This window comes from Paracoccus sp. ME4, assembly GCF_046736325.1.
In the GTDB taxonomy this organism is placed as follows: Bacteria; Pseudomonadota; Alphaproteobacteria; order Rhodobacterales; family Rhodobacteraceae; genus Paracoccus.
In genome coordinates this window covers 113,117-136,057 of record NZ_CP151277.1, presented here as the reverse complement: position 1 = coordinate 136,057, position 22,941 = coordinate 113,117, and the positions used below count along the sequence as shown (strand labels likewise).

Sequence of the window (22,941 nt, the reverse complement as noted above, 5' to 3'; positions counted from 1 at the left end):
GGCGTCACACCGCCGCCCGAAGGTTGCGGTGTGACGGAGACAGGGTCAGAAGCGCAGTCCGATATCCACGCCGAACTGGTTGTCGTTGTAGAAATCGACGCTGCTGTCGGTCCGGCTGGCATGGATGGAGACGTCCAGCTTCTCGGTCACCCGGTGCGAGACGCTGATGCTGGCGATCTCGTTCTCCACCGGGCTGCCCAGGAAGATCCCGCCGTCGTTCTTCTGCAGGCCGACGGTCACGGAGGTCGGGCGATCGAAGAGTTCGAAGCCGACACCCGCAAAGACCCGGTGGCGAAGGGTCGACACATCCTGGACCCCCTCGCCGAGCTGGGCGCCGAAGGCCACCGAGTAACCGCCGGTCAGTGCCGTGGTCATCGAGACGTTGACCAGGCCCTGGTCGTATTCCTTGCCGCTGTCATGCTCGTTGTGCTGGATTTCCGCGGTGATCTCATGAAGACCGATCCCGGAGAAGAAGAGACGGTTCATGCCCACACGCGCGCCGTAACGGGTGCTCTCGCCCAGGTCGATGCTGCGATAGCTTGCGTCGAGGCAGGCGTAGGACCAGGTCTGCACGGTGACCATGTGGTTGACGCAGGCCGAAGCGCTGACTGCGTTCTTCCACATGTCGTGCTCCGGAGACCAAGCCAGAGAGGTGCTCCCCGACAGGCTCAGCGCGGTCTTGTGCCCCAGCGCCATGCGCAGCCCGGTCGAGACCGATCCACCCAGCAGAAAGCCGTCCAGAGCCTCGTAGTCCTTGTCGACGTTGAAGTTCAGGCCGTCGATGACGATCGTGGTGCTCCCGTAGCCGCCATTGATGTTGCTGTCGTGGGTCAGGACGGGCGAGAAGTTCAGGTTGGTTCTGGTGATGCGGCCGGCCTGCCCCAGGATGCCCATGCTTTCCAGCAGCGCGTCGCGGGAGGCATGGGCCTCGGCCGGCAGCCCCGGATCCGACAGAGCCATCACCATCATGCGTTCCGTCCCGCCCATCTGGATGCCCTTGATGGTGTCGCCGAAGGTCAGGGCATCGGCAGTTGCTGCACCGGAGGCCAAGGTTGCTGCAGCCAGGAAGAGGGTCTTGAAGGACATGGCGGGTCTCCGGTTCGTGCGTGGCGATCTTTCCGATCTCTTGGAAATACTTTTACCATTTTCGCATAATGAGGTCAACAGGAAGAACCCGGAAATCGGTGTGGATCCTCGACAATCGTCATCGTTTTCCTAGTCGCGCAATCAGCGCGCATTCGTCGTCCGACCAGGATGCGCTTCGCCGGGACGCACGACGTCCCGCCCCTAGCCGAAGGTATACCAGGCCATGAAAGGAACGCTGTATCGGGAGACATGCAGTCCGAGGCAGGTCACCGACACGATGGCGAGGATGCAGGACAACTGGACAGCCCTACCCATGAAACCCTTCAGGAACTTCGGGGCCTTCCTCTTCCGAAGAAGGAAGATCAGTGCCGCAGGCACCCCGGTCGCGATCGCTGCGGGCAGCGCCTGGTCGATCATCCCGACCGGAACGTCGACGAAGATCATTGCGACCGGGACAAGGCTTGCGACCAGGAAGACCACGAGGGTCGAGACCGCATAGCCGAGCGCCCTGCCTGCCTTGGCGCCTGGCCGCGAGCTGCGCGAATCCTTCAGCTTCTTGATGTAATTCGTTGCCATGCAGCTACCCGAGATAAAGATTTCCTGATCATAAATATGCGAAAAGCTGTAGACAAGATAAATAATTACAGGATATTGTTTATGCGAATACCGGACGTAGATCTGGGATGAGCATGCGCGCCGACGGGCACCGGTGAAACGAACAGCAAGATTGACACTATGACCCAACACCCTGCCCTGAGCATTCAGGATGCCGTCGCGGCCAATCCGGATGCGGACAAGACACTCAACGTCGCCGGTCGCGGCCGACCGGAGCGCGAGCCGCGCGACGCGGCGCGTCGCATTCTGAGCCGCCAGCACTTCGGGGCGCAGCTCCGTTCCCTGCGTGAGGGGGTGGATCTGTCCCTGAGCCGCGCCGCTGCCTTGGCCGGACTGAACTCATCGCGCAAGCTGTCGCAGTATGAGACGACCTGCTACCCGCCCGGGGAGGTGGTCGAACGCCTGGCGCCCCACTACGGCGTCGAGCCGCGCGAGCTGGCCGAAATGGTCCTGCGGCACTCCGATCCCACCCTCTTCCATGCCATCACGGGGAAGCCAGGCTACGAGCCGCCGCTGAGCGACATCGAGAATTTCATGGCCTTCAAGAAACCCAACAACTGATCGGAGCGCGCAATGCGGTTCAGGATTATCGGGAGCGTGATGCTCCTCGCGACAACGGCCTTCGGCGCCATGCCGGCCGCAGCGCAGGGAATGCCCGAGGGGGAATTCGTTCGCCTCGGCGAGGTTGCCGGGCTGAACGTCTTCAAGGTCGAGGGGCAGGATGGCCTGTGGCTGATCTCGCCGGACAACAAGACGGTGATCAACGGCGACTACTACGACATGAGCGGGCCGGCTCCGATGGTGAACTACGAGCCTCTCGATCCGTCCGAGCAGGCCGCCCCGCCCGCGGCAGCGGGTCTGGCCCCTCCGACGGCGCTGGCGCCGGGGATCGGCATGAGCCAGCCCGCGATCGCTATTCCGGAGTTGGATACGCCCGCCGTCGCCGCTCCCGCCGCTCCGCATGCCTCCCAGGTGGCCGGCGTGGAGATGATCGACGGCATCTTCAACCGGCTGGAGGCCCAGCTGACCGGTGTCGATGCGACGGTGAGGAACGATCTTCTCGTGAATCTTGTCAATCGGATGGAATCCGCCCGCTCACCGGAGGAATTCCAGCTGATGCTGATGGAATGGCAGGCCATGGTGGCGGGCAATGCGGAGGTTCAGGTCCAGGCCCGCGAGGGGCTGGATGCCATCGCGTCGGGCTCGGTGCCGGCAGAGCCCGTGTCCCCGGCTTCCGATCTCCCCGAACCGCTTCCCGCGCCGCGCCCCGTTCAGAACCTGCCCGAAGTGACCAGCCAGGACATGGGCTCGCCCCTGGTCCCCGTGCCCCCTTCAGCTGCGGAGCCGGTCGGCCCGGCGACGGCCGCGCCTGCAGGGCCGCTGGATGCGTCGATTTCTTCGGCGCCGGCCGAGCCGCAGGACGACAGTGTCATGCTCTTGAGTCAGATCCGCAGTGATGGACACTGGTTCTCGGTGGGGCGCATCGGAGCGCCGACCGTCTATGCCATCATCGACCCCACCTGCCTACATTGCGCCCGTGCCGTCGCCAACCTGGCGCCGGAAATCGAGGCCGGGCAACTGGACATGCGCGTCCTGCTTGCGCCGGTCGTCTCCAAGGCGGCCCCAGGCAAGATCGCGGCGATCCTGCTGTCGGACGATCCAGCCCAATCCTTCCTGGACCATGAGAAGGGCTATGCTGCCAATGGAGCCTCGAGCCTGGCGGACCGGGATTTCGCGGAGCTGTCGCCGGAGATGAACGAGGCGATCCGCATCAACCGTGAGATCGTCATCGAGAACGGCCTGCCGGGTGTGCCCTTCTTCGCCTATGTGACTGCAGAGGGCATCAAGTTTTCCTCCGGGGTTCCCGATGCCGGCAAGTTCTCCGGCGCCGAGCCTGATCCCATGTCTGCGAATTGAGAACGGAAGATCCGACGATGAAGAAACTCTCCTGTCTTTTCGGAATCACTGCTGTCTGTGCGGCATTCGGCATCAGCACTGCCATCGCCGAGGATGCCGGATCCGTTCCGGTGATCAGTGCCTCCGAGAGCCCGATGGCGGCGGGTGCGTCCGCGGCTGATGGCACGATCTCCGATGAGGCCGCCGGCCTCTACTCCCGCATCCCTGGCCTGCGCGCCGCGGACGATATCAACGGCATGAGGGCCTGGACGGCCCCCGGCCAGAACCTGATCTTCATGCGCGACGCCATGACCGGCGCCTATGTCGTGGGCTTCCCCTTCGATGCCGAAGGTCGCACCCTGATCCCGGGTGCGGCGGAGGTCGAGAACTCGGGTATCGATCAGCTGCTCTCCGAGCTCTTTGCGCCCCGGATCAACATCCCGGACAGCTACGCGCCGACGGTCGAGGAGCGTCTCTCCGGGCTTTCCGAAGAAGAGCGTGACAACGCGATCAATGCGCTCATCAGCTCTGTCCGCGATGTCCGGGACGAGGCCGAATTCAACAGGGCTATCGAGGCATGGATCGATGCGCTGCCGGAGGATGATGCGGCCCCGGCCGCGGAGGAGGCTCCGGAAACGATCGACGAGGAGGCATCCGCCGCGCAGAGCGGCCCCACCCTGCTCGAAGCGGTTCGCAACGCGGCCTACGTGGAGATCGGCGATCGGGCTGCCCCGATGGCCTATGTGTTTCTTGATCCGGCATGTCATGCCTGCCGTGCGGCCATGGCAGAGGTCAGGGACCGGGTCGAGGCCGGCGACCTGCAGCTTCGCGTGCTGCTCGTTCCGGCCGTCGATGCGGACTCCCCGGGCGTCATCGCGGGGATGGCCGCAACCGGTGACATCGGCAAGACGCTGATGGCGCTGAGCGCGGAGGAGGACGCGGATCTCCCCTTCGATCGGCCGAGCACCCTGTCGGACGCGATCGCCTCCGGGATCGAAGAAAATCTGGACATCGCCCGGACCTACCAGCTGCCGAGCCTGCCGTTCTTCATCTACGAGAAGGAGGATGGGCCCTTCTATGTCTCCGGACTGCCTTCGATCGAGCAGTTCGAAGGCATCATCCTGGCCGACGCGGACATGGCGCCGGACGGGATCCCCCCGGCCGAAGAGCCGTCGACCGATGGTGATGGGGCCGCACAGATCGAGTGATGTCTCGATCATGGGTCTGGAATGAACGCGGCGGCACCAATGGTGCCGCCGCGTTGCATTTCACGCGCCCGACGGATCCAGGCTCACGCGAACGGTTCCGGCTCATGGGCCGGCGTGCCGATGCGAAACTCCTCATACAGCAGGTGGTCCGCCGCCGCGCGCATCTCGCGCAGCGTGACGAAGGAGTTGTCGAAGATCATGTCGGGGACGATGCCGGCTGAGAACCCATCCGTCTCGATGCCGACTCCGTGGACGGCATCCTTCTCCAGTCTCCGGGTGATCTCGATGATCACCCCGCCCTTCCGACGGAAGATATCCGCCTCGAAGACGATCGACGAGAAGATGATGCCGGTCGGCCGCGGGCCCGGATCGCGCAATGCGCGCTCCATCTCCATGCCGAGCGTGAAGTCCGAGCCCATGTCGACGCCCATGCAGCGCGCAAGCTTCTCCATGAAGAAGCGCGGCCTGTAATGCTCTCCCGGACGGCCGTGGGCCGGGTCGACGATCACCGGGAGCAGTGAGCATGGCACGTCCTTCAGGTCGCCATCCGTCATCCGCGTGGCCATTTCCGCTCCGGCGCCGAGATGCATGAAGTAGCCGCGGCTGGCCGCCTTGCCTCCGTCGAACGGATGGGCAAGCCGGAAGCCGTGCTCCTCGACCAGGTATTCCGCGAACCTGCTCTTCCCGACCTGGCGATCACCTTTCAGGCCGATCATCAGCAGCTGCTCATGTCTCATGATGTGGCCTTATTGAATCAGGAGGCCGCAGCCGCGATCGGTGCGCGGACCGACCCGAGTCGTCGAAAGCTCGCCGCGAGGAGTCGCCCGCAGGATGATGCCGCCCTCGATGGTTTCCATCGGCTTGCGGCTGCGGGTGATGCCTTCGATCGCGCGGTCCACCTGCGACGGGCTGAGCTTGCCGCCGAGGTTGCGCCGGACACCGTCCTTCAGGCCCCGACAGAAGGAATCCGAGCACCAGACGACATCGTCGCTGTTCATCAGCGGCGCGCCGGCGCTATCGGGGCTCTTGTCCGCTGCCGCGGTGTCTTCGAGCAAGTCGAGGATGTCACTCGATCCCGGACGAGGCTCCGACCCACGGATGTCACTCCCCGCCACGGGGCTGTCCGCCGTGAGCGGCGCATGAGGGGCAAGTGTCCGGACGAGGTGTTCTGTCAGGATCTCGGGATTGGCACTCCTCTGAACGGAGCGGACCAGGCCCTCGACCGCCTCACCGACATCGCGGTCCTTTCCAAGGGCGATGTTGAGATGGATGTTGGTCACGTTCTGGCCTGGCCCGCCTGACGCCGACCCCGAACCTTCAGGGCCGGCCTGAGGCATGCCCGAGGATGGCGAACCATCCCCCATGATCCTGCCCTTGGCATACTTGTAGGCCTCGTGGAGCCCCTTCACCACACCGAAGATCTCGACCGCCTTCGTCAGCGTCTCGCCGACCAGAGAGGCGATGCCGGCCGGATCCCGCGCGATGCTGTCGCGGACCGACGTCAGGTAGGCCGCACCGGTATCCATGCCGGCCCGCAGCGTTTCGGTGAAGAACTCGCGCAGCGCTCCGGCCCGGGGGCCCAGCACATTCCTGACCTCGACCATGCCGTGAGCGGCGGCCTGGACCGCGTCGCTGCCGACATCCCGGGCCCAGTCGAGGAATCCCAGAGCCACGCCGCCGACCCAGCTCTGGATCCCCGAGAAGTAGGAATTGATGATCGTCCCGGTCTCCATGAAGGGCACGTGGGGCACGATGTGGCTCAGCCCCTGGTCGATGACCGCCGCCATGCCGCCGATATCCAGTCCGAAAAGAAGCGCGCCGACCGTTGAACCGCAGAGGAAGACGGCCGACTTCATCGATTTTCCGGTGAAGTGGTCAGTGAAGTCGAATTGCGGTGTCATGGCGCCCGGCCCCTTCATGTCTTGTCCAGAACAGCATATGGCGATAATGTGAAAATACCTTCGATTTTCTGGGATTTGGGCTGTATGGTTCAACCGCCATCCGCTATTGGGATCGGCTTGCGAGGGACGCAAGGCCCATCGCCTTGGCGAGGCCCTGCATGTCGGTCAGTGCGAGCAAAGCGATCCGCGACATGTTGATCCGCTCGGGCGGGGCCGCGGTCACGGACATGTCGTATCCCCTGGCCGCGTTCCGGAAGAACTCGCTGAGCGCTCCGGAGATCGCAGCGGCGGATCGCTTCATGCTCTCGGACCCGTCTTTCGCAAGGACTCCGGCGAATTCCGTGACGTAGCGCCCGGTCGGAACTCCGGTCAGGTCGATCACGTAGCCCTCGAGGCCACGGTCCCGGTATCTCAGCTCCAGATCGTCGAGGGATGCGTCCGGGATGAGATGCGCTCCAAGGGCGATGCCACGCGCGGAGGCCTCCAGCTTCTGGCGCGGATAAGGCCTCAGCGTCATCGAGCTCGACAGCGTCGCGTCGATCAGACCGATCAGGGAGACGTCAGCCCGGGACCGCAGTTGCCCTCCGGCAAGCTCGAACGCGTATCCGCTCTTTCCGGTGATCGTCGAGAGGCCGACACGGCTGAAATTCGTCACAGCCTCGGGCGGCACCACGCCGGCGGAGTAGATCCGGGTAATCGGTGCATCGACCTTCATCTGCGCATCGAACAGCGTCGCCGCATTGAGGATCTGCATCAGATTGAGTTCGCCATTGGCTTTTGATCCGGTGAGCGTGATGCGGTCGAGAAGGGAGAGCAGAGGGGCGATGCTCGCGCTCTCGACATCGAGGCCGGCGGTGACGTCCAGGAAGCCGAAAGCAGGACTGCGCCCGGGGCGGCGCAGCTCGAGTGAGCTCATGCTCGCCCGGACAGCGGCCTGGGGTGCCTCCGGCGCTCCTGCAGCTTTCGCGGTGCTCGGCGTGCGAAGCTCCGCCCGGAGCCCGCTGATCGCAAAGGAAGCGTCGTCACGTGCGATGAACTCGACGCTGGTCGCCGCGAGGATGCCGCTGAGCCAGCATTCATCACCCTCACGCCTGCGTTCGAAGTTCAGGTTCTTGACACGAAGCCCGGGCTGGCCACCATCCGGTGCCGCAAGCCGCATCTCGAGCCCGTCCAGCTGCAACTTCCCGATCTGGCGAACCCATTCGCAACTGTCCGCCCCCGCATGGGCCGGCCAGTCGTCGAGAAGGAAGCGCAGACCAGAGATGAGGACGATGGGCCGCGTGGGGTCGACGGGGCGGAGGGTGAGATTTCTGACAGCGACCTCGACCCGGTTTCCTTCTCCGATGCCGAAGGTCACCTGGTCGATCATCGTCCGGGTCGAGATGCCCTCTACCAGAACGCCCTCGTAGGTGCGCCGGCCCTCGGCCATGAGGTCCTTGGTTGCCGAGACCGCGTAACCGGCCTCGGAGGGGAAGATGCGCTGGATGGGGGTCGGCTCCTGGGCGGAGGCGGCCACGGCGCCGGTGATGGTCGATGCCGCGGCCAGCAAGGCCATGATGAAACGGCGCATCATTTCTGATCCGTGGCGATTGCCTTCTCAAGAAGCTGGACAGCCTCTGACACGAAGCCCGGATCGCTCATGGTCGCGAGAGGAATGGGTCTCGTGGTTCCGGATCTGCGCAGAATTTCCAGGCCAAGTTCCCCGTCGACATCCTCCTCCGCGAAGATCTTCGCGAACTTCTGCCCGTTCTCTGCCAGATAGGTGAAGAATTCCCCGACCGAGCGACGATCCTCGCGGCCCTCCTGCTCTGCGATGCTCGCATTCTGGTTCATGACGTCGGCCAGCTCACGGTTTCTGACCGCCTGTTCCTTGGCGCGCTCACCGGCGACCAGGAGGTCGATCATGCCGCCATGACGTTCCTGAGGAGTCCTGCCGCGGGATGCGCGCTGGAGACCATCGACGATGTCTTCCATTCCCGCATCCGGATCAGCATCCGAGCCGCCCAGCCCGAGATCGCTCATGAGCTCGGTATCGACATCATCCCATTCGTCATCCGCACCATCTCCGTCATCGGAGTATTCAGGCGTTCTGTTCGGCTCTCCGGCCAGGATGCCGGCAAGCCAGGCATGATGGATGTTGACCGGATTGCCGGCATGCTTGCCTGCCTTCCAGAGCATTGCCGACGCGATGGCACCCACCGCGGCGGCGGTGTCCTCCGGTGCGGATCCGACCTCGTAGCTTTCGGGATCCTTCGCGATCCGGAGAACCGACCTGGAGCTGTTCACCATGCTGTCGATGAAGCGGATCTCCACGGTCTGGTCCAGGCCCGGAACCCGGTCGGTCGGGCCGCGCACCTTGATGAACTTGTTGATCGAGAACCCGTCTCCGAAACCGCCCTTGCCGACAGTGCCGACGTAGAAGGTCGAGGCCCGGACCAGCGCGCCGTTGAAGAGGAAGTAGAACTCCCCCTCCTGCATGTTCTGAAGCTCCTCCCCCTTGACCTTGTCCACCTCCTGGAACGAGGCATCCATGCGATCATACCATTTCGTGCCCCAGAACCCGGCCTCGGCGGTGTATCCCGAGGTGACCGACACCTGGGTCTTGCCGAACAGCTTCTGGATGAAGGCCACCGTCTTCTCGCCGTCGGTGCATTTGCCGGCCGCGAAGATCGAGGCGTTCGCCGAGGCCGTCTCCGCGATCTGCGGCGAGATCGACTGCATCGCGGCCATGTCCTGACCCGCGATGATGATCATGAAGCCGAGTGATCGACCCTGGGCCATCATTGTGTCGATGCCCTTGACCATGTAGTAGCCGGCTTCGTCGAGAACGACGATGTAGGGCGACGGGGCGCGGGTCTGTTTCGCGTCCACGATTTCCTTTTTCGACCCCTGCAACATGAAACCCGAGGCGTTGCCCATCATGATCTTGACCATCGTGACGATGATCTTGCCGCAGTTCTGCATCTCCTCAGGAGCCTTCTGAAGCGCAGGGAGCAGCACGATCAGGATGCGTCGGTTCAAGACGACGTCGTCGATGTCCACCTCGCCGAGGGGCGTGCGGAAAATGTGACCGTAGTCATCCGCAAGTGAACCGAGCGGTTTGGTTAATTGCATACTCAAAAAGCCGTATTGTTCATTGGCTTTCGCATCCTGGGGATCGCCCGAGATGGCCTTCTCGATCGAAAAGCCCGGCAGCGTGTCGAAGAAGCCCTTCATCGCGAGGCGCGTCGCGGTCGAGAACTCGCCATGAAGGGCGCGGAGGTAGAGCTCGATCAGCCCGGCGCGGGTCCGCATCTCGGCCCAGGCCTCCTCCGGGATCTCCTCGACCTTGGAGATCTTCTTACCCTTCAGGAGCGCCTTGTCGACCCCCTTCCCGAGAAACAGGAAATCCCGGATGGTCTGGACGTTGAGCAGGATGTCGCCCCTGTCGCGCAGCTCGCACAGCGCCTTCATCTCGGCGGTCACCAGCGTCATCGCGCGGTTCTTCCACATGTCGTTGCCCGAACCGGCATCGCCCATGAGCGACACGACGATGTTCATCAGCTGGTCCGAACCGCCCTTGGCGAAGGGATTGACCGTGTTGGACTGGGTCGCCGGTCCGCCGGCCGGCGCGTCCGGGTCGCCGCCCGCATCGGTGAAGTTCAGGACCCTGACATCGTCCTCGCGCCCGAAGCGTTTCGCAAGCGTCCAGGCACGGGCATAGAATTCGGTCGTGCCCTTCCCGTCGATGAACAGGAACCCGGAAGACCACATCAGCGTCTGCGACACCACGCCGAGCAGAAGCTCGGTGTTGTGGGTGACGACGTGGTTGTCCATGATGTAGAGACCGTCCTTGCGCGAGGTCTTGATGCAGGACATCTCCGCGTCCTCGTGCAGGCGCTCGACCTCCATGATCTCGAGTCCCTCGCCCGGGAAGCTGCAGCTCGAGGCCTGCGGCCACACCCGGTTGATGCCCTTGAACATCAACGTCAGGTCCACGCCGCGGGTCATCTCCTTCAGCGTGCCGCGGACGAAGACCGTCGCAAGACCGCCGAGCGACCAGACCAGCTGCTTGAGGATCTTGGCATCCGGCGCCCGCACCCCCGAGAGGCGGACCCCGTGTTTCTCGATGTTGACCCGGATGCCCGCATTTCTGGTGTATGTCCTCAGGAACGCGATGCGCTGCTCCGGGGTGCCGAAGAGGGAGGGCATGTAATCCAGGTGGTGCAGGCCTTGTGCGGCGCCCCGCTGCGCATGATCCTCCGACAGGATCGCACTGCCATCAGGGATGTCGAGCCCCTTCTGGGGAACGGCCAGCGGGACCTCGATGTGCAGCTTGTCTCCATGCATTCCGTGGAGGATTCCGATATCCCCCGCGGTCATGTTCTTGCCTTCGTCCGGGATCCCGAAATCCGGCGCCGCGCCGACCATCTCGTTGATGCGGACCCGCGGGCGGGCCTTCACGTGCCAGAGGTGGTCGAGCGAGCAATCCGCATGCCGGCCGTCGGAAAACCAGATCCGCGCGCCCGCAATCCGCCCCTGCGGATGGATCGACATCACCTCCGTCGTGCCACCCAGCGGGTGGATGAGGATGTCGCCGACGCGCAGGTCGCCGTTGAACACCCAGCCGCGCGTGGTGAGCACCAGTGCGTCCAGCGGCAGGGCCTTGCCCGAACCGGTGGTCCCCAGGAAGAAGCCGTGCCGGCGCGCATCGCCGTTCTCGATCCAGAGCTCCTCGAGGCTCTGCTGGTCACGGCCGAAGTAGAGGATCCCGCCCGCCTTGGCATAGCCGAAGCCACCCGGCTTGGGCGCGCCGTAATCGGTCCCGCCCCAGTTCATCGGCACCTTGAACGGAAGGCGGTATTTGCGTGAGGCCACCCAGCTGTAATATCCAAGGGAGATCGGCAGCACGACAAGCCAGCCCTGCGGCGCGATCGCCATGGACGCCGCTGAGCCCATCATGATCATTCCCACCGTGTCACGCTGGGTCATCATGTCCCTGAGGGCGCTGACCGGGGACTTGATCTGTCGCCGCGTCTGGCTCGGGTCCACCCGGTCCTTCTGCATGGGAAGTGACTGGGTCGTCTTGCTGTGTTCGGCCATGTTCCGCGTCCCCCCGGATGGATCCGGCAAACTTGTAGGTGCCGCAGGGCGGCAGTCGGATTATCCTACCTGATGACAAACGATATTCGCAAACGTAACGACCGGGTTATCAACAATTCCGCGCGAGTCACGCGATCAGGATGTCAATCTCGCGGGCCGTCCGCCAGTCTCCGGTGTAGCCCCTCGCCCGGGCCTGCGGCGTGTAACGCATGCGGAAGCGCGCATCTCCGATCTCGCAGCTGAAGATGTCTGGCAGGAATAGACTCCGAAGCAGATCATCGGATCCGCAGGCGCGCCTCATCTGCCGCCAGAGCGGCACGAAACCGGGCAGATCGCCGCCGAGACGGGCCAGGAACTCTGCCGCGATCCCGGGATAGCAATACCCGATCACGGACATGCCGCGGGAGTCATGGATCTTCATGGCCGCGACCCCCATCGACGACGCGCATTCCAGGATCTTGCGGGCAGGAACCGGGGCCGGCCGATGCATCAGAACGAGAAGGCGGCCTGGTCCGGACCGGGCATCGCGACCGCCATATGCGGCTCCGGCAGCTGGCAGCCGGCGGCCAGGTCGCACAGGATGTCCCCATGGCAGGCGGCCGGGGCGCACCAGCAGACCAGGTCCTTGCCGGCAAGCTCCCTGCGCGCCCGGTCGACGATGTCCGGGTTGCGGTGCAGGTGGTCGAGATATTTCGCCAGGACCTCGGACCGGTCGCCATCCTTTCCGATTGCGAATGGATTGCCCCAATCGGACGGTCGTCCGATGTAGATCGAGTTCGCCGGCTCCTTGCCGTCGCGTCTGGCGTTGAGCGCCTTGCCCCTGACCGGCCGCCTCCACGCCCGCATTTTGATTCCGCAGAGGATCGCTCCCGGAAAATCGGGGGCATCGAGCCCAAGGAGATGGAGTCCCGGATCATCATGGAGACGTTGCCGCAGGCCCATATGCAGTCGGCCGAGGGCGTTGACGCCCTCCAGCATCCCGTTAGATGGCTTCGCGCCCCAGAACGGGTCGCGGTGGGAGATCTCGACGATGGGCAGGTTGCCGGTCTCCCGGTAGTGCGCACTCATCCGGGCGTGGTTATGCGCCAGTTTCAGATCGAGGCAGTGCCGCATGATCCGGACATTGACGTCCCGCCAGTCCTTGCGCGTCTCGAGCTGCCGTTCATAGGCCTTGCGCTTGGCGAGCATGGCGTTGGGCTGATCGAGGATCTCCCGCTGAAAGTCCGGCAGATGCGGGTAGCGCAGAGCCTGATAGAGGTGCTCCGTCGAGGCCACGGTCATGTCGAGGACCAGGATGGGATAGCCGGAGGCCATGTTCGAAAGGGCCCCGAAGCGTTCCCGGGTCTTCAGGAAGCCCGCAACCTCATCGGCGCGGTAGGTTCTCGGCTCGACCACGGATCCACCTCACGGAACATGCTGCGGCTAGATTATTCCATCTTCCCGAAATCGTAAAATTTCAGAATTCGTCTCGATGTTTCACCAGAATCCTTTGCAGTTTATCCAACGCCCGCTTCTCGATCTGGCGAACGCGCTCCGTCGTGATCCCGTAGGCCCGGCCGACGGCTGCAAGGGTCTGCCTTCGGTCCTCACCCGTCAGATGGCGCCGGCGGATGATGTCCCGCTCGCGCTCGGACAGGCTCGAAAGCGCGTCATGGATCAGCATCTCCGCCCTGCTCGCGCAATCGGCCTCGATCGTGAGTTCCTCGGCGTCGCTGCGCTCGGATTCAAGGAGGTCTACGAACTCCTCGGAGGAATCGTCCTGACCGGAGGTCGCGTTGAGGCTGTGATCTCCGCCCATGCGCGCTGCAAAGTGCCTGACGAAGTCGGTCGGCAGATCGAGGCGCTCCCCGACCAGTCTGAACACATCCCCCATCCTGGTGTAGCGGCCGCTCTGCCGCAACTCGACCTCGGCCGCGCGGATCTCTTGACCAAGCCGGAAGAACAGGCGCTTGTGGTCGCTGCTCGTGATGAACGTGACGAGGCTGTGATTGCGAACGAGGTGATCATTGACCGCGGCCATGACCCACCATCGGGCATAGGTCGAGAACCGATAGCCCTTGCTGTCGTCGAAGCGGTCGATCGCGCGCATCAAGCCGAAGACAGCCTCATGCATGAACTCCGCCATATGCTGATCCCGGTTCGCCGGACCGCCCTTTCGCAGAGCGGCCTTCCCGGCGATTGGCATCGCAAGCGGAAGGAAGGCCAGAATGATGCGGTCACGCGCAGTCACGTCGCCCTGCGACTGCCATGCGGTGATCAGGCGGGCCTCCTCCGACCTGTCGAGGGCCACGTATTTCCGCGTTTCCGAATGGCCCGACAGCCAGTCAAAGCGCAAATCATGTTTTCGCATAAATTCTACCCAAAGGCCTGAATTGCCCGGACCTCAGGATCGGCGAAATTGCCCAACGGCACAAGCCGTTACGCAGCCGCCGCGTAGGTTATCCACCATCCTGCGTTCCGCACTCCCGGATGTGTCCGGCCTCGATCAGCCCGACCATGCATGTGTCGCAGATGAGATGGCCTTCAGGGAGCGGTGCCGTAATGAATGCGAACACGGTCATGTCATGGACCGAGCCGAAATGCCCCACCACACGATCCTCCGTCACCTCGCAGGCACACCCGAATGCCTGGGAAGACTTCCTGCCCTCCTCGGAGAACAGCTGATCGAATGTCGTCCCGCAGCAATTGCAGGTGGCGTTGTCCGTCATAATCACACTCCAGATTCACGTTCTGCAATGTATAGACATATTGATGGGCGCTGTCACCCATAATATTTCGCAAATGCGGCGTGCGCGCCATCAAAGGCAAGAGGCCCGCCTTTCGGCGGGCCCCCTTCATTCCTCGTGATCCGTCCGGATCACATGCCGGGCGCCATGTCGGCTTCGGGCTCCGGCACGGCGAACCTGGCGAACTGCACCTCATCACCGACCTTCAGGCCCTCGACCTGCGGGAAGCGCTTGGCCAGCGCCTCGACGGCGGCATCGTCTTCCAGCGTCCAGGCGCTGCCCAGGTCCGTGACCGTGACGGTCTCGCCATCGACCTCGATCGAGCCATCGACCTCGGCGCTGCCCACGACGACCGGAACGCGGGTCTTGTCGGCCTCTTCGCGGCGCTGGGCGGCGGACTCGGCGCGGGCGGCCTTCTCCTCGTCGGTCAGGGCCGGCTTGGCGGCCTTCTCGGCCTTGGGCGCATCCGCGTCGCGGACGATGGCGGCGCCGAAATGGAAGTTGCCCTTCTTGGAGCTGCCCAGCATGGGGCCGCGCACGAGGGTTTCCTTGCCCGAGTCATGGGCGGCGCGCAGCGCCTCGGCGCCGTTCTTCTGGTGCGGGTAGGCGATCACGGCGTGTTCCTTGCCTTCGGCCGTCTTGCCCACAGCCTCCAGCTTGCCGTCGACCTCCTTCAGGGACCCCTTGACGATGGTGCCCTTGAAGCCGCCCCACTCGGGACCGTCGTTCTTCTTTTCGGTTTTCGTATTTTCCGTCATCATGACCTCCTGGCATTCCAACTTCGCACCGTCACAGATGTCCCGCACGGTGCCACTATCCGAAATTAGCAAAGGTGAAAGAAAGCTCCTACAAAAATTTCGCAAATTCTCCGTTAGAGCTTTACGGATCGATAATTCGCATATAATTTAGTGATACTGCCTTCGCAGCCATGTCTCCGACTTGCCCGGCCGCCAGGCCGGGCATTTTTTTGGATTGAGGTCGACCGATGAGCGATGGTCATGTAGCGGATGCGCCCCGCGATCGCCTGTGGATGGTGCGTCCTGACAGGACCGCCGCTGATGAGCGCATGGCCCTGGAAGACGGCATGATCCGCATTGATGCCGGGGTCCGCGCCGACATTTCGGAAGCTTTCGAATACGAAGAGGTCCTTGATGCCGTCATGATCGGCAATCCGGGCGAGAGCGGTCCCAGGCTCGAAAGCCTGGCGCGTCAGACGCATGCCCTGATCCACCTCATCCAACCCGGCGATCTCGCCATCGCCCCGATGAAGCGCGCCGGAACGATCGCGATCGGGCAGTTTCTTCCTGGATATGCCGAATGCTCCGACGGTTGCCCTGCCCGCCAGGTCAAATGGCTGCGCACGGACATCGCCAGAGATCGGGTCATGCCCGATCTGCTCTACTCGCTCAGCGCCAGGCAGCGTGTTGCCCGCATCGAGCGAAACGACGCCCTTGAGCGGGTCTGCGCCCTGCTCGCGGGGCGCCCCGATCCGGGCCCTGCCGGAGCTGCGTTCACGGGTCTGCCTGATGACGGCGAGGAGCTGGACCGCATCCTTCGACAGCGGATCGCGGCACGTGTCGGCTCGGTTTTTGCCGGACATGGGCTTGCTGAGCTGGTCGGCGAGATTCTCAGGGTGCAGGGCTTCGAGGTAAGGGTGAGCCCCCCGGGTCCGGATGGAGGCGTGGACATCTATGCCGGACGCGGGATCTTCGGCATGCAGGACCGTGTCATCGTTCAGGTGAAGTCGGGCGACCAGCGCGCAGACCACGAGGTGTTCCAGCGCCTCGAAGGCGCCATGCGGGCCGCGAAGGCGGACCGCGGATTGCTGGTGAGTTGGGGAGGTTTCACCCGTCCCGTGCTGCAACGCATGGACCAGGCGTGGTATGAGGTGCGCCTGTGGTGCGCCGCAGATGTGATTGATGCGCTTCTCGAGCACTACGACAGGATGCCGCTCGCCATCCGCGACCGCATACCGCTGCGGCGCGTCTGGGCGTGACCGGATGGCGACCCGCAAACCCGCACCACACATCCGAATTGGCAGGCGGCCGCATCACATGCTGTATTCGAGGTCCGGATCGGGTATCCGGGTGACGGAGTGCGCACGCTTCGCATCGTAGACCCTGCGAAACTCGGACATGACGTGCTCCATGTATTGAGGACTGAAGCTCCGCATGGGCACACGCTTGCGGATGCAGGTGGAGGTGGAAATCGTGTCGAAGTTGAAATCATTCAGGCCGATCGATGCCTGAAGATGGTGCGGCATGCCGATCGCGGCGCACTCCTCCGCCGGCACGAACAGCCGGTCATGACGAAGGCTCGGCGCCTTGGTCGTGATCGGCAGGATTATGGCGGTAGGATCACTCTCGTTGATGCGCATCAGGACCACGCAAGGCCGCATCTTCTCCGCGCGCTGCAGGCCGGACTGGTGCTGCCAGTGCCAAAGAAACGGGTAGATGATCATGTCGCCGGCCGCGAGAAGGCTGCGGTCCTTCGCGGGGAGATTGCCATTGCGCCCCGCGTGCGCAGGTGCTGCGATGGATTGCTCCGTCCTGTGTGTCTCGATCATCTCTTCGTTCCCCATGAAAGTCGCAGATCAGTTCAATCAATTTGGGGCGCAGAAATATAACTACACGAAAACATCAAAAATGGAAGTCGGATTTATGCGAAAATCGCCATGTAGAAGGGTTAATTTGTGTTTTTTTTGGATCTTGTTGCGCATCGATCTGCGCGCATCCGGAATTTACCGTCCGTCCCGCCTCGCTCAGATCATTGCGCAGTCCTAGAAAATCCATGATTCTCAGGAAGCGTCGCATCGTGTCGGCCTGGAGTTTCCGCGCGATGTCTTGTTCTGGGAGACTGAGCGGACTTAGGGTTTCGGTGTTTCCCTTGGCGAGAAGTCTTGCCCACCGCTCATCCCCGCCCGTGATCGTCATGGCAAACCCCGCCAGAACGGTCCTGGACGAGACCCCGGAAGCGGGTTCGTCCATCATGCCGATCGCCAGAAGGGATGTCCGCAGCACATCGTGCTCCTCCCGGACATGCTGCTCCAGGGCGATGCAGATGGCCGCCAGAACCTCCGGGCTTTCCGGGCTGCGGCCGCGGCCCAGGCATCTGGCCTCGTCATGAGCCCTGGACCAGTCGAGCGCGGTGATGGCGGACCTGGCGCCCATTGCCTCGCAGCGCCGTTCGAGATGCCTCATCGCTGTCGGCTCGTGTATGAAGGGGTCCTCCAGACCTTCCAGAAGGCCCGTGGTGACCGCATTGGCAAGGGCGATGAAGAGGCGAAGGGGACCTTCCACGCTCAACTCGGCACTGCTTCCCGCGAGCGCATCCACGCATGCCCTGCGCAGACCGTCCGTCATCAGGGGGGCGGCGACAGAACGACCTGCAGCGACATGCATTCTTTTGACCTTCGCTTATTCAGGGTGCGGTCGGTGCCTCCGCCTCGTTGGCATGCCGGACAGAGGCCTTCGCCTCGTCGAGGCGCTCGAAGACGAAACTCTCGAGCTTGTCCGCATCGATCCCGGCGAAGGCTGCCTTGTCGAATGCCTGCACGATCGGTGCGATCTTGCTGATATGCGTCTCCAGGGAGGCGGCCAGCTGACGGGTCTTTCCGTATTCGAAGGCGATTTCACGGATGCTGGGAAAATCGATGCGGAACTCCTCCATGAACTCCTCGCTTTGCGGGCGTCCGGACTGCCAGGCGTCGAGGTCGAAGTCCGGCCAGGTGGAGAGCGCCGGCTCCAGCTTGTGCTTCAGTTCGGGGTCGGGTTCGCGCTCGACCGTTCCGAGCATGCGCGACAGAAAGCCCTTCTTCTGCGTCTGCGTTTCGGGCTGTCCGGAGAGCTTGGAAATGAAGGTGTCCGCGTCCCGGTCCGGCAGCAGGCCACCGCGGGACATCTGCACCGCCGCAAGCATCTGGGCGCCGAAGGCCAGCCGCTTACCCTCTTCGGTGAGACCCGCCAGGTGGGGCCGGTTCGGGCAGGTCGTCATGAACTGCGACCTGTTCACGCCGATGCGCTTGAGGGACTGGTGCGCCACGTGGCGCAGCGTCTGCTGATCCGTGTTGTCGAACGGATCGGAAACGGGGAATGTCATGCTGTCATCCTTCATGTCTGGTTTGGACCGGGTGTGGGGGCTGTTCATTCGCTCGAGATGGGCCACCGCCGCCCTCAGCTGTCTTTGATGGATGGGATCCGCTTCAGGATTGCGCGGCTCCAGGTCGCGCACGCACTCGACGAAGCATTCGAGAAAGTCCCTGCGGGCCGCCTTCGGAAGCTTGCCCTCCAACGGGACGTCAAGCGCGGCCAGACCTGGCTCCTCGAGCCACGACAGGTGGGCGCCGACAGTGCGGGCAGGCTCCTCGATCGCCAGGTCGCGCTCATCGATGCGGATGCGCCGGTCGATGAGCTTGATCATTTCCTTGCTGATGCGGATGTCCTCGCTCGCCAGGCCGAACCCGGACATCAGGACGTCCTGCGTCCGGTCCTCTATCCAGCGGAACTCGGGCATGATCGCCTTCATCGGGGTGATCTTGTCACCCAGCAGCGCCTCGGGTCCGTCGTGGAGAAGAATGGCGAGGGCATCCTCGCGGGTGGTGACGACCCCGTTGTCCAGCGCCCACCTGGTCATCAGCGTGCTGTGTTCGGCCACGGACAGGAACTCGAACTCCTCGAGCAGTTGGCCGTTGTAACGGCACACCCTCGAGAGGCCGGCGGCGATGTCGACGATACGCACATCCTCCGGCCGGGGATCGAGCAGATACCAGGGCAGCCCGGACGCAGTCACCATCCATGGGCCGCGCTCCTTGGCGGCGGTCATCTTCTCAAGCGCTGCGACCATGTCCGGGCTCATGGCATCCTCCTCGTTGTCAAGCAGGATACGACCGCGAACCGAAAATACTGACTCATTATTTCGCATTTCGATTTTCGCGGTGCCGACTTATCATTGCCAAGCGAGGAACCCCTGCCGGCGCCATGGAAATGAGAGCGGAAATCGAGCAACAGATCCGCGAAATCGAGCACGCGCTCGAGGCCCGGACGGCACCGCCGTCGGGGCTTCTCGGCTTGTTCACGGATCCGCCCGTCAATGATCCATGCGCCTGGGCAATCGAGGCCCGAAAGATCTTCGGCGACCGGATCAGGATTTTCGGGTTCTGGTCATATGAGAATCCCGAGGCAGGACTTTTGGGAGAGCTGAGGGAGCGGCACGACTTCGCGGTCCTGGATGGACGCTGGCTCCTTGACGGATGGATCAGCCGCCACTGGTCGGACGAGGCGGGCGCGCCCGTGACCGATCTCGAAGACGAGACGGACATCGAGCGGCGACGGATGCTCTACGGCGATCCGGCTGCATGGGAGGCTGATTACGACCTCGAGCGCCGCGCGGACCTTGCGGCCGGGCTGACCATCCGTGAAGTTGAGCCGGAAAGCGGCGACCGTAATTTCATGGCTTGACCGAAAGAATCCCCATGATTCATGATTCCTACGGCGACCTTGTCGCAACCGGATCATGGGGGGTGTCATGCCGGCATATGCGGATATTCTGCTGCACCAGATCGACCCTTCGAGAAACCGACGAAGGTTCTATCGCATCAGGCTGGGCTGGAACCTATTCGGTGAACCGGTCCTGATGAGGGAGTTCGGCCGCATCGGTCAGGCCGGAAGGGTCATGGAGGACCGTCACCCCGCCGCGGAAACCGCCAGGATGGATTTCTGCAGGCTGACCGCGTGCAAGCTTCGCCGCGGCTACGTCTGCATGCCCGCGGGGCGTAAGGGGGATGACGTTGTATGCGGCATCCTGATGGCCGAGCCGCTCGGCCTTGCCTGCGACCTGATCTTCGGCGGGACGGGTCATGGCCCCGACCAGGAGTTCGACTTTACCGGACCTTTTGTCCGGACGGCCCTCCCCGAGAAGCCGCAGCCCCAGTAAGGCGCAGAGTTCCGCGGCATGGTTGCCCTTTGCGGAGGTTCCCGGCACCGGGTGCAGGAAGAGGCGTGATCCCTCGAGGATGTCACGGAACAACCTGCCATCCGAACCGCGCTGAAATGCAGCAAGCAGCATGTCCGGGTCCACGATCGGCTCCTCGTGTGCGTAAACCCCGTAGCAGATGATGTCACCGCCCCCACCCGTCAGGCCGAACAGCTCGGCCTCGTGTGAAATGCCGCCCAGGCGGAGCTGCGCTCGAAGCCTTGCGGCCTTCCCATGAAGCGCTGTCCATGAGAGCGCAGTATCGGCGGATCTGGTGTGTTCGTCAGGCATGCGTCACTTCGGGGGAGATCGATCGCATATTCACATCCGAGCCCGCTGTCGGCAACCGCCCCGCGGCGGTTGTCCACATTCCTCGAACATCAGCGCCCGATGCGAAGGCCCGCGCCCAGACCTCTCGGAACCGAGGCCCGCATGTCCTCCTGGGTGTTCGGATCTATCGCCTGGCGGTATCTCTCTGCGATGAACGGCGTGATCAGCTGACTCTTGACCACGAGCGGGCTCTTCTCGATCGCCCCGATGATCGCCGGATCCTTCCGCAGGCTGCGGCTGAGGCCTCGGCCGTCACCGACATTGAAGCGGAAGGAGAGGTAGTCGTCGGCCTGCTCCCCGATACTGGTGTATTCGGGTCCACCGAACACTTCCGGCGGCAGGACCGGCGCCAGGTGACCCGCGATCATCGCCTCTATGCCGGTATCGCCGTAGAAATGCCCGAACGTGTCGATGTCGTATTCGTCCATGTCGAAGAACAGGAGCAGCTCGTGGACCGGATCCTCATCCCTCTTGCCATCATACCAGGCAGCCGTCCTCCGCTCGTAGAGGATCGGCATGAAATCCAGCTCCCCAGGTGCGCGGCGGATCCTGTCCCTGCGCACCAACGGGGGAATGCCGAGGCTGAACAACGGCAGCGACACGGATCTGAATTCTATGAAGCAGAGGCAGTCCGGGCCGACCGGAAACGACTCAGGAAATAACATCCATCCCTCCATATCCGCTTTCGGGATAGGCGCTGGCGGACGGTGCTGGCAAGCCGGAAGATTCAGATCTGGCGCATATTCAATGCTTTGCAAATATTTAGATGCGTTCCTGAGCGAATGGGCCCCCGGTCGGGGGCCCATTCGTGACGTGCATCTCTTTTTCGCGAACTGCCCGGATCACAGGCCCGGAGCATCGTCCTCATCGAAGCCGAAGTCGATCTCGGCGCCGTTGTCGTAGCGCAGATTCGTAACCTCGGCGCGCAGCGCTTCGATTTCCTCGACGGTCGGCACGTCGTCCAAGGTCGGGTTCTGCAGGTGGTCCTGCAGGTTGAAGTCGGTGGCGCGGGTCGAGCGGTCCCACATGTAGAGCGCCGCGCCGGCCTGGTCGCCGACCAGCAGCATATCCACGCCATCCTTGCTGAACAGCTTGGCGTTGAAGGTGTAGCTTCCCTCGGAGGTGCCCGGCATGCGGTCGCTCAGCAGCGCGCGCACGTTCCGGATCGCCTCGGCGCCCCACTCGGTATCCTCATACCGGTCCATCTTCTCCAGAACCGTGTTCGCGTCGCGCGGGCCGAGGCGCTGGCCGCGGACCTGGTGCGGAGCCAGGGTGGTGAACGGCTTCATCGACAGCACCATGAGCTCGGAATTGCCCATGACCGCCGACATCTGGGCGGGAGACACGCCGGCGCCCGTCAGGCGCAGCGCATCGCGCACGCCGGACATGCGCTCTGCCTGGTCCTCATGATCGACCTCGGCCACCTCGCCCCGCTCGATGCGCTGGTTGGCGCGCAGCTGGGCGATCTCGGCGCGCAGCGAACGTGCCTCCTCGACGCGGCCCAGTTCGTCATGGCTGAGGGTGGCACGCAGGGCCTTGGTCAGCTTGAACTCATCCAGTGCCGCCTGGGACTGGCCGGCAACGCCGGTGAAGGGGTTGCTGTATTCGCGCCCCAGGCGCTGCTTGGCCAGCTCGCCCAAGGCGGCCACGCCGACAAAGGCGTCGTCGGCGTAGGTGGGCAGGCGCGGTTCGAAGGCTCCGGTCACCTCGCCACGGACCATTGCGGTCTCATGGGCGGCGGCGGCGGCTGCGTTGATCTCGTGAAGCCGCTCGCGCTCCTTGCGGTCGCTGACGGCCATCCGGGCCAGGGTCGCGATCGCCGACACCATATCGCCGGCGGCGACCTCCTGATCGCTGCCGTCCGACTTGCGGATCATCAGCGACAGATCGTTGTTGGCTGCGATGTCCACCACCCGCCCGCTGCGGCGGCCGTTGTCCATCCAGGTCACGACGACATCGCCGGGCACCAGCTGCTTGCCGGGGTTCTGTCCGTTCTCATCGGCGAACCGTGCCAGGACGTCGGCGGTCACCGGCAGGATGCGGGCGGGGCTGTTTTCGTATTTCGCATTCAGTCCGGCATCGCGGAAGGCGCGGTTCAGATCGATCGACATCTTTGGACTCCTGATT

The 22,941-nt window shown here is 63.6% G+C and carries 22 protein-coding genes; 6 read left to right on the top strand and 16 right to left on the bottom strand.

Going from position 1 to position 22,941, the window contains the following annotated elements:
* Positions 1-45: 45 nt before the first annotated feature.
* The gene (locus AACG61_RS16235; protein ID WP_411840003.1) at positions 46-1,086 is read right to left on the bottom strand and encodes a hypothetical protein; all 1,041 of its coding nucleotides are present in this window, start codon (positions 1,084-1,086) and stop codon (positions 46-48) included.
* Between the two features lie 201 nt (positions 1,087-1,287).
* Positions 1,288-1,830: a hypothetical protein gene (locus tag AACG61_RS16230; RefSeq protein ID WP_411840002.1), complete on the bottom strand. Its 543-nt coding sequence runs from the start codon at positions 1,828-1,830 to the stop codon at positions 1,288-1,290.
* Here AACG61_RS16230 and AACG61_RS16225 point away from each other — a divergent pair.
* From AACG61_RS16225 to AACG61_RS16215, 3 genes are read left to right on the top strand one after another with little or no spacing between them, the layout of a single operon-like run.
* Positions 1,822-2,262: a helix-turn-helix domain-containing protein gene (locus AACG61_RS16225; RefSeq protein WP_411840001.1), complete on the top strand. Its 441-nt coding sequence runs from the start codon at positions 1,822-1,824 to the stop codon at positions 2,260-2,262. The genes AACG61_RS16230 and AACG61_RS16225 overlap by 9 nt on opposite strands.
* A 39-nt stretch (positions 2,263-2,301) precedes the next feature.
* Entirely contained in the window at positions 2,302-3,618 is a 1,317-nt protein-coding gene (locus tag AACG61_RS16220) for a hypothetical protein (protein WP_411840000.1), read from the top strand.
* A gap of 17 nt (positions 3,619-3,635) precedes the next feature.
* Positions 3,636-4,805, top strand: coding sequence for a hypothetical protein (locus tag AACG61_RS16215; RefSeq protein WP_411839999.1), 1,170 nt, complete (start codon positions 3,636-3,638; stop codon positions 4,803-4,805).
* An 83-nt stretch (positions 4,806-4,888) separates the two neighbouring features.
* On the opposite strand, the gene AACG61_RS16210 is transcribed toward AACG61_RS16215, so the two are convergent.
* The 9 genes from AACG61_RS16210 to AACG61_RS16170 all read right to left on the bottom strand — a co-directional run bounded on the left by AACG61_RS16210 (position 4,889) and on the right by AACG61_RS16170 (position 15,275).
* Positions 4,889-5,521 (bottom strand): hypothetical protein, encoded by a 633-nt coding sequence (locus AACG61_RS16210; RefSeq protein ID WP_411839998.1) that lies wholly within the window; start codon positions 5,519-5,521, stop codon positions 4,889-4,891.
* A 30-nt stretch (positions 5,522-5,551) separates the two neighbouring features.
* On the bottom strand, positions 5,552-6,706 hold the full coding sequence (locus tag AACG61_RS16205) for a hypothetical protein (RefSeq protein WP_411839997.1): 1,155 nt from the start codon (positions 6,704-6,706) through the stop codon (positions 5,552-5,554).
* A 103-nt stretch (positions 6,707-6,809) separates the two neighbouring features.
* A complete protein-coding gene (locus AACG61_RS16200) occupies positions 6,810-8,279 on the bottom strand; it encodes a hypothetical protein (protein ID WP_411839996.1) in 1,470 nt (489 codons plus the stop codon).
* Positions 8,276-11,788 (bottom strand): type IV secretory system conjugative DNA transfer family protein, encoded by a 3,513-nt coding sequence (locus AACG61_RS16195; RefSeq protein ID WP_411839995.1) that lies wholly within the window; start codon positions 11,786-11,788, stop codon positions 8,276-8,278. The genes AACG61_RS16200 and AACG61_RS16195 overlap by 4 nt, the downstream gene beginning before the upstream one ends.
* A 127-nt stretch (positions 11,789-11,915) precedes the next feature.
* A complete protein-coding gene (locus AACG61_RS16190; protein WP_411839994.1) occupies positions 11,916-12,224 on the bottom strand; it encodes a hypothetical protein in 309 nt (102 codons plus the stop codon).
* A 53-nt stretch (positions 12,225-12,277) separates the two neighbouring features.
* Complete coding sequence (locus tag AACG61_RS16185) at positions 12,278-13,183, bottom strand: DUF4326 domain-containing protein (protein WP_411839993.1); 906 nt, start codon at positions 13,181-13,183, stop codon at positions 12,278-12,280.
* A gap of 61 nt (positions 13,184-13,244) precedes the next feature.
* Positions 13,245-14,123 carry a sigma-70 family RNA polymerase sigma factor gene (locus AACG61_RS16180; protein ID WP_411839992.1) on the bottom strand — a complete coding sequence of 293 codons (879 nt, stop codon included), beginning with the start codon at positions 14,121-14,123 and terminating at the stop codon, positions 13,245-13,247.
* Positions 14,124-14,226: 103 nt separating this feature from the next.
* Positions 14,227-14,496 carry a hypothetical protein gene (locus AACG61_RS16175; protein WP_411839991.1) on the bottom strand — a complete coding sequence of 90 codons (270 nt, stop codon included), beginning with the start codon at positions 14,494-14,496 and terminating at the stop codon, positions 14,227-14,229.
* Between the two features lie 149 nt (positions 14,497-14,645).
* Positions 14,646-15,275: a hypothetical protein gene (locus AACG61_RS16170; protein ID WP_411839990.1), complete on the bottom strand. Its 630-nt coding sequence runs from the start codon at positions 15,273-15,275 to the stop codon at positions 14,646-14,648.
* A gap of 224 nt (positions 15,276-15,499) precedes the next feature.
* Between AACG61_RS16170 and AACG61_RS16165 the strand changes: the two genes are divergently transcribed.
* A complete protein-coding gene (locus tag AACG61_RS16165) occupies positions 15,500-16,510 on the top strand; it encodes a restriction endonuclease (protein WP_411839989.1) in 1,011 nt (336 codons plus the stop codon).
* Positions 16,511-16,564: 54 nt separating this feature from the next.
* Here AACG61_RS16165 and AACG61_RS16160 read toward each other — a convergent pair whose 3' ends face one another.
* The 3 genes from AACG61_RS16160 to AACG61_RS16150 form a co-directional block, all read right to left on the bottom strand.
* The gene (locus AACG61_RS16160) at positions 16,565-17,080 is read right to left on the bottom strand and encodes a hypothetical protein (RefSeq protein ID WP_411839988.1); all 516 of its coding nucleotides are present in this window, start codon (positions 17,078-17,080) and stop codon (positions 16,565-16,567) included.
* Positions 17,081-17,153: 73 nt separating this feature from the next.
* On the bottom strand, positions 17,154-17,876 hold the full coding sequence (locus tag AACG61_RS16155; RefSeq protein ID WP_411839987.1) for a hypothetical protein: 723 nt from the start codon (positions 17,874-17,876) through the stop codon (positions 17,154-17,156).
* 58 nt (positions 17,877-17,934) lie between these two features.
* A complete protein-coding gene (locus tag AACG61_RS16150) occupies positions 17,935-19,368 on the bottom strand; it encodes a hypothetical protein (protein WP_411839986.1) in 1,434 nt (477 codons plus the stop codon).
* 128 nt (positions 19,369-19,496) lie between these two features.
* Between AACG61_RS16150 and AACG61_RS16145 the strand changes: the two genes are divergently transcribed.
* Entirely contained in the window at positions 19,497-19,970 is a 474-nt protein-coding gene (locus AACG61_RS16145) for a hypothetical protein (protein WP_411839985.1), read from the top strand.
* 55 nt (positions 19,971-20,025) lie between these two features.
* Positions 20,026-20,445 carry a WGR domain-containing protein gene (locus tag AACG61_RS16140; RefSeq protein ID WP_411839984.1) on the top strand — a complete coding sequence of 140 codons (420 nt, stop codon included), beginning with the start codon at positions 20,026-20,028 and terminating at the stop codon, positions 20,443-20,445.
* Positions 20,446-20,864: 419 nt separating this feature from the next.
* On the opposite strand, the gene AACG61_RS16135 is transcribed toward AACG61_RS16140, so the two are convergent.
* Positions 20,865-21,491: a hypothetical protein gene (locus AACG61_RS16135; protein WP_411839983.1), complete on the bottom strand. Its 627-nt coding sequence runs from the start codon at positions 21,489-21,491 to the stop codon at positions 20,865-20,867.
* A 165-nt stretch (positions 21,492-21,656) separates the two neighbouring features.
* Complete coding sequence (locus AACG61_RS16130) at positions 21,657-22,925, bottom strand: hypothetical protein (protein WP_411839982.1); 1,269 nt, start codon at positions 22,923-22,925, stop codon at positions 21,657-21,659.
* Between the last annotated feature and the right edge of the window lie 16 nt (positions 22,926-22,941).

Bases quoted from the DNA above. Each gene is read 5' to 3' on its own strand.
- AACG61_RS16235 (WP_411840003.1), bottom strand. From the start codon at position 1,086: ATGTCCTTCAAGACCCTCTTCCTGGCTGCAGCAACCTTGGCCTCCGGT.
- AACG61_RS16225 (WP_411840001.1), top strand. From the start codon at position 1,822: ATGACCCAACACCCTGCCCTGAGCATTCAGGATGCCGTCGCGGCCAAT.
- AACG61_RS16220 (WP_411840000.1), top strand. From the start codon at position 2,302: ATGCTCCTCGCGACAACGGCCTTCGGCGCCATGCCGGCCGCAGCGCAG.
- AACG61_RS16215 (WP_411839999.1), top strand. From the start codon at position 3,636: ATGAAGAAACTCTCCTGTCTTTTCGGAATCACTGCTGTCTGTGCGGCA.
- AACG61_RS16210 (WP_411839998.1), bottom strand. From the start codon at position 5,521: ATGATCGGCCTGAAAGGTGATCGCCAGGTCGGGAAGAGCAGGTTCGCG.
- AACG61_RS16205 (WP_411839997.1), bottom strand. From the start codon at position 6,706: ATGACACCGCAATTCGACTTCACTGACCACTTCACCGGAAAATCGATG.
- AACG61_RS16200 (WP_411839996.1), bottom strand. From the start codon at position 8,279: ATGATGCGCCGTTTCATCATGGCCTTGCTGGCCGCGGCATCGACCATC.
- AACG61_RS16195 (WP_411839995.1), bottom strand. From the start codon at position 11,788: ATGGCCGAACACAGCAAGACGACCCAGTCACTTCCCATGCAGAAGGAC.
- AACG61_RS16190 (WP_411839994.1), bottom strand. From the start codon at position 12,224: ATGGGGGTCGCGGCCATGAAGATCCATGACTCCCGCGGCATGTCCGTG.
- AACG61_RS16175 (WP_411839991.1), bottom strand. From the start codon at position 14,496: ATGACGGACAACGCCACCTGCAATTGCTGCGGGACGACATTCGATCAG.
- AACG61_RS16170 (WP_411839990.1), bottom strand. From the start codon at position 15,275: ATGATGACGGAAAATACGAAAACCGAAAAGAAGAACGACGGTCCCGAG.
- AACG61_RS16165 (WP_411839989.1), top strand. From the start codon at position 15,500: ATGAGCGATGGTCATGTAGCGGATGCGCCCCGCGATCGCCTGTGGATG.
- AACG61_RS16160 (WP_411839988.1), bottom strand. From the start codon at position 17,080: ATGATCGAGACACACAGGACGGAGCAATCCATCGCAGCACCTGCGCAC.
- AACG61_RS16155 (WP_411839987.1), bottom strand. From the start codon at position 17,876: ATGACGGACGGTCTGCGCAGGGCATGCGTGGATGCGCTCGCGGGAAGC.
- AACG61_RS16150 (WP_411839986.1), bottom strand. From the start codon at position 19,368: ATGAGCCCGGACATGGTCGCAGCGCTTGAGAAGATGACCGCCGCCAAG.
- AACG61_RS16145 (WP_411839985.1), top strand. From the start codon at position 19,497: ATGAGAGCGGAAATCGAGCAACAGATCCGCGAAATCGAGCACGCGCTC.
- AACG61_RS16140 (WP_411839984.1), top strand. From the start codon at position 20,026: ATGGGGGGTGTCATGCCGGCATATGCGGATATTCTGCTGCACCAGATC.
- AACG61_RS16135 (WP_411839983.1), bottom strand. From the start codon at position 21,491: ATGGAGGGATGGATGTTATTTCCTGAGTCGTTTCCGGTCGGCCCGGAC.
- AACG61_RS16130 (WP_411839982.1), bottom strand. From the start codon at position 22,925: ATGTCGATCGATCTGAACCGCGCCTTCCGCGATGCCGGACTGAATGCG.